The sequence below is a fragment of the Mucilaginibacter gracilis genome (assembly GCF_003633615.1).
Lineage (GTDB): Bacteria > Bacteroidota > Bacteroidia > Sphingobacteriales > Sphingobacteriaceae > Mucilaginibacter > Mucilaginibacter gracilis.
The window spans coordinates 1,958,886-1,978,241 of record NZ_RBKU01000001.1 but is presented as its reverse complement, the minus strand read 5'-3'; the positions used below and the strand labels follow the sequence as shown (position 1 = coordinate 1,978,241).

Here is a 19,356-nt window from a genome sequence, read left to right as displayed (position 1 = left end):
TGGTAAATATCTTATTCAAACCCTTCTTCGGCGGCTTGCTCTAAAATTGTGCCTTCCTGCTCAAAGTTGCTTTTTACAAAGTGACACCAATCGCACTCTTTTTTACCGCAACCTGTGCTAAACTCGTGGTTCAATATTTTTTGGTACACGGTTTTTATTTGCCCGGTTACTTCAATAACATCCTGCGGGGTTATCATCACCTTTTCTTTATGATATTCGCCTTCGCTAATGGGTTCAACAAATTCAAACTGAGTGCTTATTACATCCCAATCGCTGGTAGGGTCGTGGTCTATTAATATCTTGTAAAATACGGCCTGGCGCCAGTAGTCGCCGCCGTTAGGGTCGTCAACGTTGGGGCGGTCAAATTTGCCTTTGGCATTTTTTAATTTGCCGGTTTTGTAGTCAACCACGTTTACCTGCTTGCCGTTAAATTCAATTTTATCCAGATTACCTTTAATGGGCACACCTTCAATTTCAACATTTTTAATGGCTTTTTCGGTAATGGCGTTTTTGTTCCATACCTCTATATTTTGCTCATAGTAAACGGGTAAAATGCGTTCGCCATACTCCAGGCGCAATTTGTAATCTTCTTTAGTGAACGAATCGCGGTTGCGGCGCATGTACCAGCGATACTGATCCATAAATTCCTGCGTAAGCGGAAACTCGTCGTTATTATCTTTAAGTGCCCTAAAGGCCCGGTTTAAGGCCCAGTGTACCGCCTGCCCAAAGGTAGCGGCGGGGCTTTTGCCCGATGGCACCCTGATGAGGTTTTGAAAATAAAACCGCAAAGGACAATCTAAATAATTACTGAGGTGCGTAACCGAGAGCGTGTAATTTTGCAGTAGTTGATTGATGTAGTTTTTATCAATCAGCTCAACCTTTGGCTTAACCGTTTCGCTAAACTGGGTGGCATAAAACTCAAGCATGGCGGCTTCGCTAACTTGAGGCTTTTGTACCTGCAAATGCGTTTCGGCCAATATCTCGCCAATAAACTGCGACGATTCCTGTTCTTTACCATTTTTATCTTTACCGGCGTATGATATGATGAGGCATTGCTTGGCCCGTGTTAAGGCCACGTAAAACAAGCGGCGGCTCTCTTCCTTCTGCGCAATATCATCGGCGGCGGCCTGCGTTAAGGTATCTGGGTAGCTAAAGCCCATGTTGCGGCCCTTGCTGTCCCATATTTTTTTGGTGCAGCCAATTAAAAACACATGCTCAAACTCAAGGCCTTTTGAGCCGTGGGCCGTCATGAAGTTAACGCCGTTTTCGGTGAATATAACCTGGTTAAGTTCGAGGCTTATTTTGTTGCGCTTCATGAGGTCGATAACGGCAATAAACTCGGCAACACTAATGTCGGGCTTTTTGCGGCTTTCATCTTTAAGTACGTTAAAAATACTGGTGAGTATTTGCATGTACCAGCCCTTGTTGGGCTGCTGCATTACATATTTAAGGATACCCGTTTTTGCTATAACCTGCTGAAAAAACTGCTGCAGGGTTAAGCTTACCGCCGCTTTCAACAGGTAGTCAATATTGCTTACCAGGTATTTCATTTCCTGGTTTTGCGGCGCAGCATCAAACAAGCTAACCTGCTTAACCAGTTTCATTTCGCTGATGTAGCGACGGATGGAAGTGATCTCGGCATTTGAGCGGTATGAGTTGATGTTATGCTCGGACACGGCAACGCTTACCTTGGCTATCTCGATAGGCGCAATATTAAAAAAATCATAATGCATAATCTCAAACAGCAACTCATCGCCGCTGTACGGCGAATCCAGCTCCATTGCCAGGTAGCGTAATATGTTGATGATCTTTTCGCCGAAGGGTTCTTCAATGATATTGATCTTCCGTTTGGTGCTTACCGCGATGTGCTTTTGATCCAGAAAGTAAACCAAATCTTCAACCTGACTGTGGTTGCGGTAAATTACCGCTATTTCGCCAGGCTCAACGCCACTGTTTACCAGTTTTTCTATCCGTTGGGCCACATCAACCACTTCCTGATCGGGGTTAGCATATTCGCGGATGCTGGGTTCAACCACCAGATCGTCAAAGCGGGGATGCGCGGCCTGTAAGTTTTTATCGAGGGTTAATTGTTTGGTGAGCCGCTCGTTGTTGTTGCCGATAAGCACGCGCGAAATATCCAGAATGTGCTGGTTTGACCGGTAGTTATGCTTTAACACCACGGTGTTTAGGGTGGACACATAATCGTTGGCAAAATCCAAAATGTTTTTCATGTTGGCACCCTGAAACTTAAATATCGATTGATCGTCGTCGCCAACCACAAATACGTTGGGGGTTTCCCAGTAGGATAGTATAAACTTCAGCAATTCGTTTTGCGAGCCGCTGGTATCCTGAAACTCATCAACCAAAATGTACTGGTAACGTTCCTGGTACCTGCGCAAAATCTCTTCGTTTTCGCGGAAAGCCTTCAATACCCATATAATCATGTCGTCATAATCATACCGGCCATCACGTTTCATTTTGGCTTCGTAATTTTTGTATTCGCTTACGGCTGCCAGCAGGCTGTTCATTTTTTCGGTTATGGCATCAATGTCTTTTTGCTTGGGGTCGCCAATTTTGATGCCTGCCTTTACGTTGGCGCGCTTGTAAACAAACTCGTCGCGAAAGGGAATATCGGCTAAATATTCGTCGACAGCCTTCTTAATCAAATCAATTCCCCAGCCTTCGCGCTTCATGGTTGAGAAAAGGTTTTTTAAACGCGGAACATCGTAGTAAACATCGCCGGTAAAGCGTTTGAGCGGGTGGTCGTTACCGAGATCATCAACCAGTTCGCGGAAAAGCAATGCCGCATCCAGATCCGACAGGGGTTCGAGGTTCATTTTGCCAAAGTAATCGAGGTTTTCCTGTATCACCTCGTTACAAAACGCATGGAAGGTGTATATGTTAACGCGGTAAGCATCGGGGCCAATAAAATCGAACAGGCGTTTGCGCATGGCTACTGCGCCTGCATCGGTATAGGTGAGGCACAAAATTTCGTGCGGAAGGGCGTCTGTTTCGGTTAATATTTTGCCTATGCGCGCGGCCAATATCTGCGTTTTACCCGTACCCGGCCCGGCAATAACCAACACTGGGCCGTCCATTTGGTTAACGGCGGCCAGTTGCTGCGGGTTAAGGTTTGATAAGGCTTCCTGAAATTTAGCGTTGTATTTATGGTAGGCAGATTGCATACGTAAAAATACGAAGATTTGCCGGGAGTGGGAAGGTGGGTTTGGATGATAAATCTCTGTGCTTACTTTGTTCGAAACCTTTGTGGTTGATTTTTTACCACAAAGAGCACAGAGAGAAAGTGACAAAGAGGTTCACAGAGTTGTGAGATGGAATTAATCCACAGCGTAATTCGAGGCACGAAGCAATGACGCGCGTTTAGATGTCTTTAAATATACAAAATCAACTCCAAATCACTTCATTACCACACCCGTTCCATTAGCAAAAAACGCATTAATACTTACGGGCAATTTGCCTGTGGGTTTGGCCTGTCGGGTTATTACTTTTGCTGCCGAGTGCTGCATCTCATCGCTCATTTGGTAGCCAACTAAAAGGGTTTGGCATTTTTCTATGCCGGGCAGCCCGGCTATGGTGTAAGGGTTAGCAAACACGCTGATCGCGGTGTTTTTTTGAGCGGCAAGTTCGGCAATAAAAAACTTAACGTCGGTTGTGTAATCCAGCTTGCTTGCCGGGCGCAGGCGGGCATCGTGCACGCCAACCAATACGTAGTTGTATGTTTTTAAGGTATCGAGCATACGGTTTAACTCGGGCACACCCGCATTTTTTGCTATGTTAAACAGTTTTGCATTGGGGTATTGCAAGCTCAATTGTTGTTGAAAAACCGTTGTTTTAGGTGTACCGATACTTAATATCGCAATTTTCGATTTGGCATCTACAGCGAAAATAGTATCGCTTTTTAACATCGTAATTGCCGAATCGCAAAGTTGCTGCACCAGGGCTTTGGCTTCGGGGCGGTTTAAATCCTGATACAAATTTTCGGTGGGTATGGGTTGCAGGTGGCTAAGGCCCGCCCAATATTTGGCTATAAGGATTTTTTTAACTCTTTCATTCAGTTCTTCCTTTTGTATCTGCTTTTTGCGGATGGCTTTTTTTATCATTTTAACGGCCCGTTTGGTATCGCCCGAAAGTTCGAGGATGTCCATACCGGCCATAAACCCTTTTACATCGGCTTCGCCATTGGGGAAGTATTTTACAACACCCTTCATCTCCATCGCATCCGAAACGATTAAGCCCTTAAAGCCCAACGAATCTTTTAAAATACCGGTGATGATGGGTTTAGACAGGGTTGACGGCAAATGCAGGGTAGAATCCAGAGCGGGGATATTCATGTGTGCTACCATAATGCCGCTAATACCAGCGGCAATGGCTTGCTTAAAGGGATATTCTTCTAACGAATCTAACCGTTGGCGGTTGAAGGGTAATTTGGGTAAATCAAAATGCGAATCTACGTCGGTATCGCCATGGCCGGGGAAGTGTTTGGCTGTGGTTAATACGCCGTTATGCTGCATGCCCTGCATGTAGGCTATGCCTTTTTTAGCCACGTTGTATTTGTTATCGCCAAAAGAGCGGTAGCCTATTACGGGGTTGTTGGGGTTGTTGTTTACATCCATATCGGGCGCAAAATTCATTTGCATGCCCAGCCGCTTAAAATCGTTAGCTACCTCCTGCCCCATTTTGTAAATAAGGGTGTTATCCTGTATGGCGCCAAGCGTCATCTGGTAAGGGTACGCTATGGTTGAATCAAGCCGCATACCAAGGCCCCACTCGCCATCCATAGCTACCAGCAGCGGTACTTTGGCCAGTTTTTGATACTTGTTTAGCAGCACTGCCTGCCGCTCGGGCCCGCCCTGAAAAAACACAAGGCCGCCAATCTTTTCCTTTTTGATAACTCTTCCTATCGAATCCTGAAATGCCTCGCCCCTGTTGGTATGTGCCCTTACCATAAATAACTGGGCTATTTTTTGCTTTTTACTCAGCTTATTAAAAACAGAATCGACCCAATGGTTTTGTTGATTTAACGATGGTATAAAGCCCTCCTTTTGCTGGCAAAAGGCCGCATTTGTTGAAACAGCAAGAATGATGATAAGCAGCTTTTTATATAGGCGTGTGTGTAGCATAACCAAAACTATTAATTATACCCTTCAATTTGAAATATAGCGGCGTTTTTAATGCTTTTACAGTGATATTGTACTGTAAAATATACAATTTTAAACATCGCCGACCATTTAATTATTGGTTAATATCAAACCATAAAAGTAAGCAAACCACAAAAAAGGCACAACCTGTAGTTAAATACAGGTTTTTAAGTTGGCAATTTTTGCCATTGGCACATTTATTTCATGCGGTGTTGTAGTTAACTTATATATCACATGAAAAAATCTATATTAATAGCTGCCGCATTGCTGGTTGCAGGCGCAGTAAACGCACAGGTTAAAATAGGTGCCACAGGCGGCCTTGATGTATCAAATATTATAAAAACTAACGACAATAATTTTGATACCAAATACACCACAGGGTTTAACGCGGGTATTACGCTGGAGATACCTATAGTTGGTCCGCTTGGTATTGAGCCCGAAGTACTTTATGCACAAAAGGGTTATAAAGCCAACATCCCATCCGGCGATTTTACGCAAACCCGCAATTTTGTTGATGTGCCCTTGCTGGCCAGAATTAAACTGGCCGATGGCTTTGCCGTTTTGGTTGGCCCGCAGTTTTCGTTTGCTACATCAACCAGAAATGTTTACAGCAACGGTATATCAACCACTACACAAACACAGTATAATAACGACAGGGATAACCTGCGCAAAAACATTGTTGGCGGCGTTGCCGGTTTTAGTATCGATTTGAGCAAATCGGTTGATTTTCGTGCCCGCTATGCCCTCGATCTGCAAAAGAACAATGGTGATGGCACATCTCAAACGCCCGAATACCGCAACCAGGTATTCCAATTTGGGTTAGCCTTTAAAGTATATTAATTGATTGTTTAGTTTTTTTGAGTGAGGCCTTCTTCCTGCCCTGGAAGAGGGCTTTTTTATTTGAGAGCCCTTGCTTCTGCCAAACCACCTCATGCTAAAACAAAAAAGCCCGACAATTGCCAGGCTCATTATTATATGTGTCTAAAATTATTCCATCATATCCACAAAATCATCAAACAGGTAGCGCGAATCGTGCGGGCCGGGTGATGATTCGGGGTGGTATTGTACCGAGAACGCTTTTTTACCCTTAACGCGGATGCCTTCTATCGATTGATCGTTAAGGTTTACGTGGGTTATTTCCACCTTGTCCGACGCTCTTACAGCTTCCTGCACAACGCCGAAGCCGTGGTTTTGCGATGTTACTTCGCAATGGTTTTTGATGATGTTTTTTACCGGGTGGTTTAAACCGCGGTGGCCGTTAAACATTTTTTTGGTCGGTATGTCGTTTGCTAAAGCCAGCAACTGGTGGCCCAGGCAAATGCCGAACATTGGTTTTTCGGCGGCAAGTATTTCTTTTACGGTATCAATGGCGTAAGGCATTGCCGACGGATCACCGGGGCCGTTTGATATAAAATAGCCATCGGGAGCAAATTCTTCCATCTCGGCAAAAGTGGTTTTAGCCGGGAAAACCTTACCATACACATCTCTGTGCGAAAAATTACGCAGAATATTCTTTTTAACGCCCAAATCTAAAACAGCAATGCGTTTGCCTGCACCTTCGGTACCAAAATGGTAAGGCTCGGTGGTTGATACCTGCGACGATAGCTCTAAGCCATCCATCGACGGCACCTGGTCTAAGCGTTTTTTAAGCTCATCAATATCCATAATTTCCGAAGAGATGATGGCATTCATAGCTCCCTTTTCGCGGATGTAACGCACCAGTTGGCGGGTATCAATATCAGATATGGAAACAATATTTTGCTCCTGGAAATAATCCTGGATAGATTCGTCGGCTTGTTTACGGCTGTAGGCTATGTTGTAATTTTTGCAAACCAAACCGGCTATCTGTATCTGTTCCGATTCTACTTCTTCTTTACGGATACCATAATTACCAATGTGAGCGTTGGTAGTAACCATAATTTGGCCGAAGTACGATGGATCGGTAAAAATTTCCTGGTAGCCTGTCATTCCGGTGTTGAAGCATATTTCGCCGGTTGTGGTGCCTATTTTTCCGGCAGCTTTACCGTGGAAAACGGTACCGTCGGCTAATAATAATATGGCAGGTAATTTAGTTAGGTAGCTCATTTGTAATGAAATTTAAAAATGAAAAACGAAAGCTTAGGCAGTGTAAAGTTCCGCAGAATAGGATAGAAAATATGGAAGTATAGCACCTCTTTATTCACGAGCGCAAAGGTATGGGTTTATTTCGGATTTCGGAATTGGTATTTTAGATTTATTTTGGATGTCGGAAGTTCGATTTCGGATTTGGAACTGCCGAGTACGAAGCAATATCAGTGATGTATAGTGGCCTGGCTTACGTGCGGTTGCTTCGTGCCTCGCAATGACAGCGGGGGGTATTATAGGACAAATAAATCCGAAATCGAACTTCCGAAATCCGAAATATCTTCAATTACCCAAAATCGAACATCCTACATCCAAAATCTAAAATAATCCTACCTTTGGCAATTTAGAACCAATTACTATGTCGGTACACAAAGAGGTTAAAAGGATTACCACCCACATTTTACAGGAAATGAAGCAGCGCGGCGAAAAAATAGCGATGCTTACTGCTTACGATTACTCGATGGCTACCATAGTTGATGATGCCGGTATTGATGTAATATTGGTTGGCGATTCGGCGTCCAATGTAATGGCGGGGCACGAAACTACGCTGCCTATCACGCTAGACCAGATGATATACCATGCATCATCGGTAGTGCGTGCCATTAACCGCGCGCTGGTAGTTGTTGATCTGCCCTTTGGTTCGTACCAGGGTAACTCAAAGGAAGCCCTTAATTCGGCCATCCGCATCATGAAGGAATCGGGCGCTCATGCCGTAAAGTTAGAAGGCGGTTTGGAGATTGCCGAATCGGTTAGCCGCATACTGGCTGCGGGCATCCCGGTTATGGGGCATTTAGGTTTAACGCCGCAATCTATTTATAAATTCGGCACCTATACCGTTCGTGCTAAAGAGGAAGCCGAAGCATTCAAACTACGCGAAGATGCTGCCAAATTGCAGGATTTAGGTTGCTTTTCGGTTGTGTTAGAAAAAATACCGGCAAAACTGGCTAAAGAGGTGAGCGAAAACTTAACCATACCCACCATTGGTATTGGCGCAGGCCAGCATTGCGACGGGCAGGTTTTAGTTATACACGATATGCTGGGTATTAACAAGGGCTTTAGGCCTCGTTTTTTGCGCCAGTATGCCAGTTTGTACGATGTAATGAACGGTGCCATCCAAAATTATATTAAGGATGTAAAGGCTAACGATTTCCCGAGTGAAAAGGAACAGTATTAGTTAGATTTGAGTATTGAGATATGAGTATTGAGACAGAAGCAAACCGGAGATTGAACATCTTAAATCAGAAATTCACCAATGGGTAAAATTCAATTTCAGGCTGCGCCCTACAACATAACCGACAAGGATGTTTTATATGAGGACAACCACCTTATAGCCATAAACAAGCGTGCGGGAGATATTGTACAGGTTGATGATACGGGCGATGAATCGTTAGATGAAAAGGTTAAACGCTACATTGCACAAAAATACAATAAACCCAATGGCGCGTTTTTAGGCGTGGTACACCGGCTTGACAGGCCCGTTAGCGGCGTTATTATGTTTGCCAAAACCAGCAAGGCGCTTGAGCGGATGAACGCCTTGTTTAAGGGCCGCGAAATACACAAAACCTATTTGGCCGTAGTGCGCAACAGGCCCGTGCCCGAAAGCGGAAACCTGGTACACTGGCTGATAAAAAACCCGCAAAAAAACGTTACCAAAGCCCACGACCATGAAGTGACAGGCAGCCTGCGCTCCGAATTAAACTACAAGCTAATTGGCGAACTAAACGGCTATTACTTAATTGAGGTTGACCCGATAACGGGCCGCCCGCACCAAATACGGGTGCAATTATCAACCCTTAACTGCCCTATTGTGGGCGATAATAAATATGGCTACCCACGCGGCAGCTTAAAAAAGAGCATTTGTTTACATGCCAGGCGCATACAATTTATACACCCCATAAAAAAAGAACCTGTTGATATTTATGCCAAACTACCCAGCGATGGTTTTTGGGATAAGTTTGAGACTCTTGCGGGAGGATTTGGATCATAGTTCATGGTTCATGGATCATAGAAGATAGTTCATGGTTGATGGTTCATGGAGTTGAGGTAGTTCATGGGGCTGGAAGGATAGAGAGCAGTTGGGTATTGGCTACCTTATCACCCTTACTATGATCCATGAACTATCATCTATGATCCATGAACTACCTCAACTATCAACTCTCCGCTTCCTCAGCAATGAACCATTATCCATCAACTATCAACCATCAACTACCCTCCCGGTGCCCAGTAATTTCCTGATAAAATAATCATGTTGAGCATTTTGATACTGTTGTCGTAGTAGTCAAATCCGTCGAGGTCAAATTTTATAATGTAGTCCCAAACCTGGTTAAGCCATGTTTGGTTTTTTTGGTCAACCATAGCAGAAACCGCGAAGGGTGCAATAAAACTCAGGGCCTCAAAATACCGGCTTTTTAAATCGTTGCCTTGCAGGCTATACCCCGCCGAAATGTTATCGGGGTTACCTTTGGTGGTTTGGCGTATCCAGGTGTTTATTTTATCAACCATCGTTTTCGATCGCCTATCACCATACAAAATATAATCGGTTGCTATCCGCCAGGGTACACGGCAGGCATTGTAATTGTAGGCCCCATCGTAAACCGATTCCAGATATTTTGCCTTTGCCGGGATAGGCTTTTTATTAACATGCTGTATAAAATCGGGTATTAAACCGGCATCGGGGCTGTATTTGTTTTGCATTAATTTAAATAGCGCGTAATTACGGTCAATCACTTTATCCCAATTGGCATCGTCACTCAGTTTTTTAAACTCCTTAAAATGCGCCGGCATAAAGTCCGACGATCGGGTATCAAAATAATCCCCACTATCATACTCAACCGAGTTACTTAATATCACCGAAAAGGTTTTAGCGTTTATCTCCTGCTTCATAATTGCGGCTATCATGGTTCTGGCTTCGCTGCGGTAATTTATATCGCCTTTGCTGCCCCATTGCTTGTCGGCCAGTAACAGCGAGTAAGCAATATCCATATCGCCGTCGGTAGCACTGCTTCCGCCAAGGTCTTTACAATTGGCATTTTGCGCCCATGCCATCAAGGCAGGGCTGCGGGTGCTGGGGTGCGCCTTGTAGTATTTGTATAAACCGTTGTAAGTACTTTGCGCCTTTTTATCGTACCCGGCCATCAGGGCAACAATCATCATGCCGTAGCCCTGCCCTTCGGATACACATTGCTTGCCGGGCTTTTCAAACCAAACATAGTATTGCCCGTTGTTGCAATTGGTATTAATGTAACGCTCTTTCCAAAGTATGTAAAACGATTTTACGCTATTATCCAACTGCTTTTGCGGCACCAGGTTGGGGATGATGGTGCCGGCAGTATATTTTACATGCTGCGGAAAAGGGCGCGATGCCTTTTGCGCATGTACAAAACCAACCACTGCCCATAGTGTAATTGTAATTAATAGCTTTTTACTAAAACCCATTTTATAAACCGTTATACATTATAATTAAGTAAAATACATTGTAGCAAACGTTTTGTTTGCTACAATGCCAACACCTTGTTCCATATACCTTCATCAACCGGGATGCCTTCTTTAATGTTTTGGGCACGGGTACGCAACGTATTTTCGCCGGGATATGATATGGTTCCGCCTTCTTTTTCGGGGCGGCTGCTTTTGGCGTAGTCAAGTATCTGTTCTATTAACTGGCGGGTTAATTCGGTATCGGGCTGATGTATGGCGATGAACACCTGCGATACACCTGCTTCCTTCCCGGTTTCGGTAATAGCTTTTGTGGACCGGCCCTGGCTCAGTATGGTAACCAGCAGATCAAGCATCAGCGATAAGCCCGAACCTTTCCAGAAACCAATAGGCAATATCCTTTTAGATGCTATAATGTCGGTAGCATTGGTACTCAGCTTACCATCGTTATCATAACCTCCCGGCAGGGGCAACTCCTGGTTATTGCTTTGGTACTGCATTAATTTGCCGAAAGAGTATTGCGATACGGCCATATCTAAAACCACATGTCCGTTTTGCCTTGGCACGGCAATAATTAAAGGGTTATTGCCCAGGCGCGGGTCAATACCGCCCCAGGGTGGTACATTGGCAATAGTGTTGGTAAAACAAATACCTATGCAGCCCTGGTTAGCAGCCTGCCAGCCATAAGTGCCGCCGCGCATCCAATGGTTGGTATTGCGTATAGCCACACAACCCAGTCCGTTTTGTTTGGCCATATCAACGGCCCTTTGCATACAGTGGGTGGCATTAAGCATACCCGCCGCATAGTTGCCGTTCCATTGCTCTATTATGCCGAGGTGGTTTTCAAGCACAGGTTCGGCATTCATATCAACCAGGCCTTCCTTTATCAATTCCACAAAAGTGGGGAAACGGTTTAGTCCATGGGTATAAACGCCGTCGCGGCTGTTTTCGGCAAATATGGTTGCACATTGTTGGGCTTTCGCCGGATCCATATTGAGCTTTAACAAAACTCTTAGAAATTCTGACTGGAGGGTATCAAATGGTATTTTCATGGTATCATGTAAAAAACAGGGTTCTCTAAATTAACAAACAATATATTGACAGATAAAGTATATTTTTGCTTTATGCTGGAAGGTAAAAAAATTGTGCTGGGCGTTTGCGGGAGTATTGCCGCTTATAAAACCGCTTTCCTGGTGCGCTTGCTGGTTAAAGCCGGGGCCGATGTACAGGTGATAATGACACCCGGCGCTACCAATTTTATTACGCCGCTAACTTTATCAACCCTATCAAAAAAACCGGTATTTGTTGAATACTTTGAACCGCAAACCGGCGAGTGGAACAACCATGTTGACCTTGGCCTTTGGGCCGATTTACTTATTATAGCCCCTGCAACAGCCAATACAATGGCTAAAATGGCTAACGGCTTGGTTGATAACCTGCTTACTGCCGTTTACCTATCGGCCAAGTGCCCGGTTTATTTTGCCCCCGCTATGGACCTCGATATGTGGAAACACGAATCGACCCTGCATAATGTGGCGCAGCTAAAGGCATTCGGTAATATTTTTATCCCGCCCGGTTACGGCGAACTGGCAAGTGGCCTGGTAGGCGAAGGCCGCATGGCCGAACCCGAAGACATGGTTGATTTTATAACCGCCGAGCTAAAAAAAGGCCTCCCGTTACTTAATCAAAAAGCGTTAGTAAGCGCCGGCCCAACTTACGAGGCTATTGATCCGGTGCGTTTTATAGGTAACCACTCCTCGGGCAAAATGGGTTTCGCTATTGCGGATACTTTGGCCAAACTGGGTGCCGACGTTACTTTGATAGCCGGGCCATCGGCACAACAAACCCACAGCAAGCTAATTAAACGCATTAATGTAACATCGGCAGCCGAGATGCTTGATGCCTGCACCACTCATTTTAATGATGCCACAATTTGTGTGATGAGCGCCGCCGTGGCGGACTATACGCCGGTAACGGTATCAAACATCAAGATAAAAAAACAGGCAGATAGCTTTAGCATCGAACTCAAAAAAACAACCGATATTTTAAAAACCCTGGGTGCCCTAAAACGCCCCGGCCAAATACTGGTTGGCTTTGCCCTGGAAACTAACAATGAGGAAAGCAACGCCATTGAAAAACTGCACAAAAAAAACCTCGATTTTATTGTTTTAAATTCGTTGAACGATGCTGGCGCAGGTTTTAAAACAAACACCAACAAAATAACTATTATTGACCGTAATTTACAGAAAACCGTTTTTGACCTTAAAACCAAAGATGAAGTTGCTGCCGATATTTGCCATAAAATTACCGAACTCATAAACTCATGAAAAAACTTGCTGCCTGTATTATTACCCTGCTTTGCCTAACCAACCTGGTTAACGGCCAAGATTTGAATGCGCATGTGCAGGTGCTTACGCCAAAAATACAAACCAGCAATAAGCGTGTTTTCCAGGTGCTTGAAAACGCCATGAAGGATTTTATGAACAACCGCAAATGGTGTGCCGACCAGGTTTTACCGCAAGAACGTATTGAATGCAACCTTGTGCTGAACATAACCGCCTGGGATGGCAGCAGCAAGTTTAGTGGCGAGTTGCAGGTACAATCAACCAGGCCAATTTTTGGTTCAACCTATACCAGTGCTTTGTTGAGCATTAACGATAAGGACTTCGATTTTGTATACACCGAGGGCCAACAGCTCGATTTTAACGAGCAAAACTTTCAAAGCAACTTAACATCGGTACTGGGTTTTTATGCCAACATAATTGTGGGTATGGATTACGATTCGTTTTCTAAATTTGGCGGTTCCCTTTATTTCGCCAAAGCCCAAACCATAGTAACGGCGGCTCAAAGTGCATCATACAAAGGTTGGAACGCCTTTGATAACAACCGTAACCGCTATTGGCTGGCCGAAAACCTGAACAACAAACGTTACACCATTTTGCGCGAATTTAATTACAACTACCACCGTTTGGGCTTAGATACTATGGCCGATAATGCCATAAACGCGCGCAAAACCATTGCCGATTTGCTGTCCGATCTTGAGCAGCTCGACCGCCAGGGTTTAGGTGCCATGCTTCCGCTGATATTTTTTAGTACCAAAAGCGACGAATTTGTATCCATACTTAGTGCCGCCGACCCGCAAACCCGCATCCGCGCCTACAACATCCTCAACCAGGCCGACCCAAGTAACGGCAATAAGTACGCCGCCTTGCAGAAGAATTAATTGGGCTAAGTAACCAGCGATACAGCTCCGCTACCTCTGTATTTCTCTCTCTGTGTACTCTGTGGTAAAAATCTACGGTTAATAAGTACCGCAAATAAGCTCCTTTAAATTACTTCCTAATTTGTAATTTCGTACCCTCATAACGGGGATACTTTTTTATGCTTCAACAGCTCAAAATAAACAATTATGCTTTAATTGATAACCTGGAAATCAGTTTCGGTGCCGGGTTAAATATTTTAACAGGCGAAACAGGTGCCGGTAAATCAATCATTTTGGGTGCGCTATCGCTCATATTGGGCCAGCGCGCCGAAAGCCGCTACTTTTTTAACCAGCAAAAAAAGTGCATTATTGAGGGCACCTTCCAGATAGGCGAATTTCATATCAAAACCTTTTTTGAAGATAACGACCTCGATTACGCTCCCGAAACCGTACTTCGCCGTGAAATATCTGCCGATGGCAAATCGCGCGCATTTGTTAACGATACGCCGGTTAACCTTACCATTTTAAAACAACTGGGCGAAAAGTTGATTGATATACACTCGCAACACGCTACGCTCGAAATTAACGACCCGGCTTTCCAGCTCTTAGTTATCGATTCGGTAGCCAAACATCCCGATCTGCTTAACCAGTACCACGTTACTTACCGCGGCTATAAATCGGTAACAGTCAAACTAAAACAGTTGCTTGATGAAAGCGAAAGGGCAAAAGCCGAACTGGATTATCACCAGTTTCAGTTTGACGAACTGGAAAAAGCATCTCTTAGCCCCGATGAGCAGGAAAAATTAGAGCAGGAACTTTTTGCCCTAAACAATGCCGGCGATATTAAACGAAACCTATCGGGAGCTCATTATTTAATGGACGAGGGCGAAACCCCGGCCTTACTGCAACTGCGCGAAGCCAGCCACCAATTAACAACCTTAGAGAAATTTGACCCGCTGATTGCCGAAATAAACCAGCGCCTAAAAAGCTCAATTATTGAACTGAAAGACATTGCATCCGAAATTGAGACCATTGAGCAGCGCACCTTTATTAACGAGGAACGCGCCCTTGAACTTAACGCGCGCTTAACGCTCATTTATAACCTGCAAAAAAAGCACCGCGTAAGCACCAACGCCGAACTGCTGCAGATACAACAAGACCTATCTAACAAAATACAACAGGTACTATTTGGCGACGAAGAAATAGAGGCCCTGCAACAACAGATAGCCCTCAAAAAAGACCTTTTGCAAAGCCTGGCTTCCGGGTTATCTGCCAATCGCACTGTGGCAATACCCCTTATCGAAAAGCAGGTACAGGAGAGCCTGAGCGAAATGGGGATGGGCAACGCCACCCTTAAAATTGAAAACGCAGTTTCGGCAACCCAGGCGTTCGATCAAAACGGTATCGATCATATCCGCTTCCTGTTTTCGGCCAATAAAGGGTATGCCCTTTCGGAGATGAGTAAGGTAGCATCCGGCGGCGAGTTATCGCGCTTAATGCTCAGTATCAAATCGCTCATAGCCAGCAACACCGCCCTGCCAACCATTATTTTTGATGAAATTGATACCGGAGTATCCGGCGAGGTAGCCAACAAAGTGGGCCAGGTAATGGAACGCCTGTCGCAAAACCTGCAGGTAATCACCATAACCCACCTGCCCCAAATAGCCAGCAAAGGGCCAAACCATTACTTTATTTATAAAGATGATACCGCCGCAACCACCTACACCCGCATTAAACCACTAACAAACAAAGAACGTGTAGTAGAGATAGCCAAAATGCTAAGTGGCGATAATCCCGGCGATAGCGCCCTGCAAAACGCAAGGGAGTTGTTAAAGGGGTAAACATGGTGTCATTCTGCGAAGCAACCGTACCTAAATTGGGCCGATATGCAGAGCGACGAATGCCCGCGTGCGATTGCTTCGTTCCTCGCAATGACATGATCGGTAAATAAAAAAGCTGTCATTGCGAGCGATAGCGTGGCAACCGCACGTAGAACAGCGAACTATGCAAGGCAAATATGCCTCGTGCAGTTGCTTTGCAATACCAAATCATTTCCCCTACTCTTTCCCCAACTGCCCGTTCAATTCTTCCAGCCTTGCAATCACTTCGTTATTTGCTTTTTTACGCTTTTTAACCTTTCGCGGCAGCCAGTAAAACCAGCAAAAGGCTATCCAGGCAAAAGTTAGCGTGTAGTAGGTTATCCTAAAAACCATTCCGCCCATCAAAGCATACTCAATCATATATAAAGCCAGCCCGGTTGATAATAGGGTGAAGTACACCCTCGTCATGGTGCTGCTTATAAAGTCCTGCTTTTGCCTGATCTTAATCATCTGCGTTAAAAACTGCCGGCTATCCGTCTCCGCGTTACCATCCGTTAACAGCGGACACAATTGGTTTGTGGCTATCAAAAAAGCTATTATGGCTATTACTATCATAACAATGCCTATTTTGGTAGTTATCATTTGTGGCTGGTAATACCACCAAATCCAAATTATAAATATAGCCGTTAAGGGCAGCACAACGTTTTCGCGCCAAAGCTTCCGCCTAATATTACGGTTTAGTTTATTGGCCTTTGCAAATATCTCCTGTATATCGGGTAAGCGGCTACCTTCGTTGTTCCACAAAGCTTTAAAATCAGTGCTCATATTTTTCAAATTTTTTGGTCAATTTTTCCTTTATCCTAAAAACCTTTACCCTAACGTTGGTTTCCGATAGCCCCACAATACTGGCAATCTCGGCCTGCTTCACATTCTCTAATTCTAACGATATAATAATCCTGTCCGTTTCGGGCAGTTCGGCTATGCATTTGTACAAAAACTGCGTTTGACTTTCCTTATCCGGGTCGGCTTTATATTCAATCTGTTCGGGCATTTCGGCGCGCGGCATTTTGTTGTTACGTTCAATTTGCCGCAAACAGTTGTTTGATGCTATCCTGAATATCCATGTACCAATCGCAGCCTCGTTCCTAAAGTTGGGCAACTGCTTCCAAATGGCAATAAAGGTATCCTGCGCAATATCCCTGGCCCAGTCATGGTCGTTAACGTAACCCATGCAAATCCTAAAAACCTTGTTCCAGTAATCACGATAAATCTCTTCAAAAACCATATTCATCTGTTTACAACACTGCCAATTATACCATTAACAACCACACGGCCGTCGTTTGCTTTTTGATGGTTAGATACACTCATTTACAAAATGCTACGCCCCGAACAAAATATATCCTTAACAGCCTAATCAACAACTCACCTATCAACCATTGCGCAATAAACCCTAACCCACCCAATTTGCCCCTCACTCAAGCAACTAAATAAACTATTCTCATAACCAATAAATAATTTTAATTTTACACCGTAAATCAAAATAATCAAATGGCATACAACTTATTAAAAGGTAAAAAAGGAATCATCTTTGGCGCATTAGACGAAAACTCTATCGCCTGGAAAACCGCACAGGCATGTTACGCCGAGGGTGCCCAAATTGTACTAACCAATGCCCCTATTGCACTGCGCATGGGTACCATTAATAAATTAGCCGAAGAAATTGGCGCTCCGGTTATCCCGGCTGATGTTACCCTAACTGCCGATATTGAAAACCTGTTTGAAAAAAGCATGGAGCATTTTGGTGGCGGTGTGGATTTTATTTTGCACTCCATTGGCATGAGCATCAACGTGCGTAAAGGCATTCACTATACCGAAAACAATTACGAATTTACCCACAAAGGGTTGGATATATCTGCACTTAGCCTGCACCGTGTATTGGCAACCGCCATGAAAATGGATGCCATTAACGAGTGGGGTTCTGTTGTGGCCCTAACCTATATAGCCGCCCAGCGCATATTTCCGGATTATAACGACATGGCCGATAACAAAGCCTATCTGGAAAGCATTGCCCGCAACTTTGGCTACCAATATGGGGTAAAAAAGAATGTACGTATCAACACCGTTTCACAATCGCCAACACGCACCACAGCAGGTTCGGGCGTAAAAGGTTTTGATGGTTTTATTACCTACGCCGAAAAAATGAGCCCCCTTGGCAACGCCACCGGCGAAGATTGCGCAAACTACTGCGTATCACTTTTTAGCGATTTAACCAAAATGGTAACCATGCAAAACCTGTTTAACGATGGTGGTTTCTCTTTCACCGGGGTTAGCCAGGCCGTTATAGAGCAAATGGAAAAATAGCAGTTATTGTCGTACCCTTTAAAAATCGAGAGATTAGGGCACACATTGAGTGGTTGAACGAAAAAAAATTCCAATACTTTAAGTCTTATTCAATCAATCACTCAATCAGTCAATCAATCAATCAATCACTGAATAATTCAATCACTCAAAATTAACCCGTGGGGGATAAAGTAAGAATATTTTTCAATACATCAGCAGGGCCTCCTATCGGGGGCCCTGTCTCGTTTACGTTATCGCAAACAGCAAAACGTTCAGCAATTTTACCCATCCGGTCAATATAAACCTCCGGTTCACCATCCGCGCACCCACGCTCCTCGCCCGGCAAAACCGCAGCCAGCCGCCTCAAAACCTCCGCTTCATCCTGCTCAACTTCCGTATTAAAACTTCTATCAGCTAAATTAGCACCACCAAATTCCGCCGTCAAACTTCCGGCTTCAACCTTCCGCACTCCGTCCTCAGTCATCAAACTTTCAACCTCAGCCATCCGTCCCCCGTCCTCAGCAATTAAACTTCCGCACCCATTCTTCCGCACTCCGTCCTCAGCCTTCTGTCCTCCGTCTTCAGCCTTCCGTCCTCCGTCCTCAGCAGCCTTAACACTGTAAAAATTCAAATGCCTCGCAATTTTATCCAGGGCCGATAATTTGTTGTGCAGTTTTATTTTGCTCAGTTTGCCAACCTGGTAGCCATAATCGTCAACAGCATCCAAAATTTGGTACTGGCTAATGGCAGCCTTGTCATCGTCAGATAGTTCGTACATCGGTTTCAAAACACCCTGGTCGTCATAAAAATTGCCCATGTTGGCAAAAGCAATTTTAGCCAGTTCGCGCAAAATCATGTCGTGGGTAATTTGCAGCCGTTGTTTGGTTTTGTCCATGGCCGCTTTTAAATAGTCCTGCACCTTGGGCAAGTGCAGCAATTCGCCCTTACGCGCGGTATTCTCGCTGTAGCCGGCCAGCATGGCCGACCTAAAAGCATTAAAGCTCACCAAATATTCATCGCAAAAACGTTGTTGCTGTAGCGTTAACGTTTCTTCGGGTATGTTACTTTCCATATTTAAAATTGTTTTAAATACAAAAGTAGCCAAGCGGCTAACCAATACCGCTATCACATAATTGATAGTAATTTCAACTTATTCCCGTAAGCACCAACAGTCGGCAGCGTCTGCGCTGCCGACCACTCGCTCTTGCCAAGGCAAACACACCAATATTAACCATTGGATTTATAGGACAAACTTCGGTGTTCAAAATTCAGTGTTCGA

At 44.6% G+C, this 19,356-nt stretch carries 15 protein-coding genes; 7 read left to right on the top strand and 8 right to left on the bottom strand.

All coding sequences use genetic code 11. The annotated features are described in order from the left end of the window. Positions 1-11: 11 nt before the first annotated feature. Positions 12-3,185: an ATP-dependent helicase gene (locus BDD43_RS08500; protein WP_121197274.1), complete on the bottom strand. Its 3,174-nt coding sequence runs from the start codon at positions 3,183-3,185 to the stop codon at positions 12-14. A gap of 231 nt (positions 3,186-3,416) precedes the next feature. Beyond that, a complete protein-coding gene (locus BDD43_RS08495; protein ID WP_121197273.1) occupies positions 3,417-5,141 on the bottom strand; it encodes a glycoside hydrolase family 3 protein in 1,725 nt (574 codons plus the stop codon). A gap of 252 nt (positions 5,142-5,393) precedes the next feature. Between BDD43_RS08495 and BDD43_RS08485 the strand changes: the two genes are divergently transcribed. Then, complete coding sequence (locus BDD43_RS08485; RefSeq protein ID WP_121197271.1) at positions 5,394-5,999, top strand: porin family protein; 606 nt, start codon at positions 5,394-5,396, stop codon at positions 5,997-5,999. Between the two features lie 147 nt (positions 6,000-6,146). Here the strand turns inward: BDD43_RS08485 and carA are convergent, their stop codons facing one another. Continuing rightward, positions 6,147-7,244: a glutamine-hydrolyzing carbamoyl-phosphate synthase small subunit gene (gene carA, locus BDD43_RS08480; protein WP_121197270.1), complete on the bottom strand. Its 1,098-nt coding sequence runs from the start codon at positions 7,242-7,244 to the stop codon at positions 6,147-6,149. A 397-nt stretch (positions 7,245-7,641) separates the two neighbouring features. Here carA and panB point away from each other — a divergent pair, with 397 nt between their 5' ends. Together panB and BDD43_RS08470 are read left to right on the top strand one after the other, a co-directional pair. Next, positions 7,642-8,457 (top strand): 3-methyl-2-oxobutanoate hydroxymethyltransferase, encoded by an 816-nt coding sequence (panB, locus tag BDD43_RS08475; RefSeq protein ID WP_121197269.1) that lies wholly within the window; start codon positions 7,642-7,644, stop codon positions 8,455-8,457. A 78-nt stretch (positions 8,458-8,535) separates the two neighbouring features. Continuing rightward, on the top strand, positions 8,536-9,270 hold the full coding sequence (locus BDD43_RS08470; protein ID WP_121197268.1) for an RluA family pseudouridine synthase: 735 nt from the start codon (positions 8,536-8,538) through the stop codon (positions 9,268-9,270). Between the two features lie 218 nt (positions 9,271-9,488). Here BDD43_RS08470 and BDD43_RS08465 read toward each other — a convergent pair whose 3' ends face one another. Further along, positions 9,489-10,718: a glycosyl hydrolase family 8 gene (locus BDD43_RS08465; protein WP_121197267.1), complete on the bottom strand. Its 1,230-nt coding sequence runs from the start codon at positions 10,716-10,718 to the stop codon at positions 9,489-9,491. A gap of 59 nt (positions 10,719-10,777) precedes the next feature. Next, positions 10,778-11,767, bottom strand: a complete 990-nt coding sequence (gene yiaK, locus BDD43_RS08460; protein ID WP_121197266.1) for a 3-dehydro-L-gulonate 2-dehydrogenase — start codon at positions 11,765-11,767, stop codon at positions 10,778-10,780. Positions 11,768-11,839: 72 nt separating this feature from the next. Here yiaK and coaBC point away from each other — a divergent pair, with 72 nt between their 5' ends. From coaBC to recN, 3 genes are all read left to right on the top strand, one after another. Beyond that, positions 11,840-13,042, top strand: coding sequence for a bifunctional phosphopantothenoylcysteine decarboxylase/phosphopantothenate--cysteine ligase CoaBC (gene coaBC, locus BDD43_RS08455; RefSeq protein ID WP_121197265.1), 1,203 nt, complete (start codon positions 11,840-11,842; stop codon positions 13,040-13,042). After that, positions 13,039-13,938 (top strand): type IX secretion system protein PorD, encoded by a 900-nt coding sequence (gene porD / locus BDD43_RS08450; protein WP_121197264.1) that lies wholly within the window; start codon positions 13,039-13,041, stop codon positions 13,936-13,938. The genes coaBC and porD overlap by 4 nt, the downstream gene beginning before the upstream one ends. A gap of 158 nt (positions 13,939-14,096) precedes the next feature. Continuing rightward, a complete protein-coding gene (recN, locus tag BDD43_RS08445; RefSeq protein WP_121197263.1) occupies positions 14,097-15,758 on the top strand; it encodes a DNA repair protein RecN in 1,662 nt (553 codons plus the stop codon). A 216-nt stretch (positions 15,759-15,974) separates the two neighbouring features. Here recN and BDD43_RS08440 read toward each other — a convergent pair whose 3' ends face one another. Together BDD43_RS08440 and BDD43_RS08435 are read right to left on the bottom strand one after the other, a co-directional pair. After that, positions 15,975-16,562 carry a hypothetical protein gene (locus BDD43_RS08440; protein WP_121197262.1) on the bottom strand — a complete coding sequence of 196 codons (588 nt, stop codon included), beginning with the start codon at positions 16,560-16,562 and terminating at the stop codon, positions 15,975-15,977. After that, positions 16,552-17,028 carry an RNA polymerase sigma factor gene (locus tag BDD43_RS08435; RefSeq protein WP_246001498.1) on the bottom strand — a complete coding sequence of 159 codons (477 nt, stop codon included), beginning with the start codon at positions 17,026-17,028 and terminating at the stop codon, positions 16,552-16,554. Before BDD43_RS08435 ends, BDD43_RS08440 begins: the two co-directional genes overlap by 11 nt. 257 nt (positions 17,029-17,285) lie before the next feature. On the opposite strand from BDD43_RS08435, the gene BDD43_RS08430 reads away from it, so the two are divergent. Further along, complete coding sequence (locus BDD43_RS08430) at positions 17,286-18,098, top strand: enoyl-ACP reductase FabI (RefSeq protein WP_121197261.1); 813 nt, start codon at positions 17,286-17,288, stop codon at positions 18,096-18,098. A gap of 151 nt (positions 18,099-18,249) precedes the next feature. On the opposite strand, the gene BDD43_RS08425 is transcribed toward BDD43_RS08430, so the two are convergent. Next, the gene (locus BDD43_RS08425; RefSeq protein ID WP_147425593.1) at positions 18,250-19,149 is read right to left on the bottom strand and encodes a terminase small subunit; all 900 of its coding nucleotides are present in this window, start codon (positions 19,147-19,149) and stop codon (positions 18,250-18,252) included. Positions 19,150-19,356 lie beyond the last annotated feature (207 nt).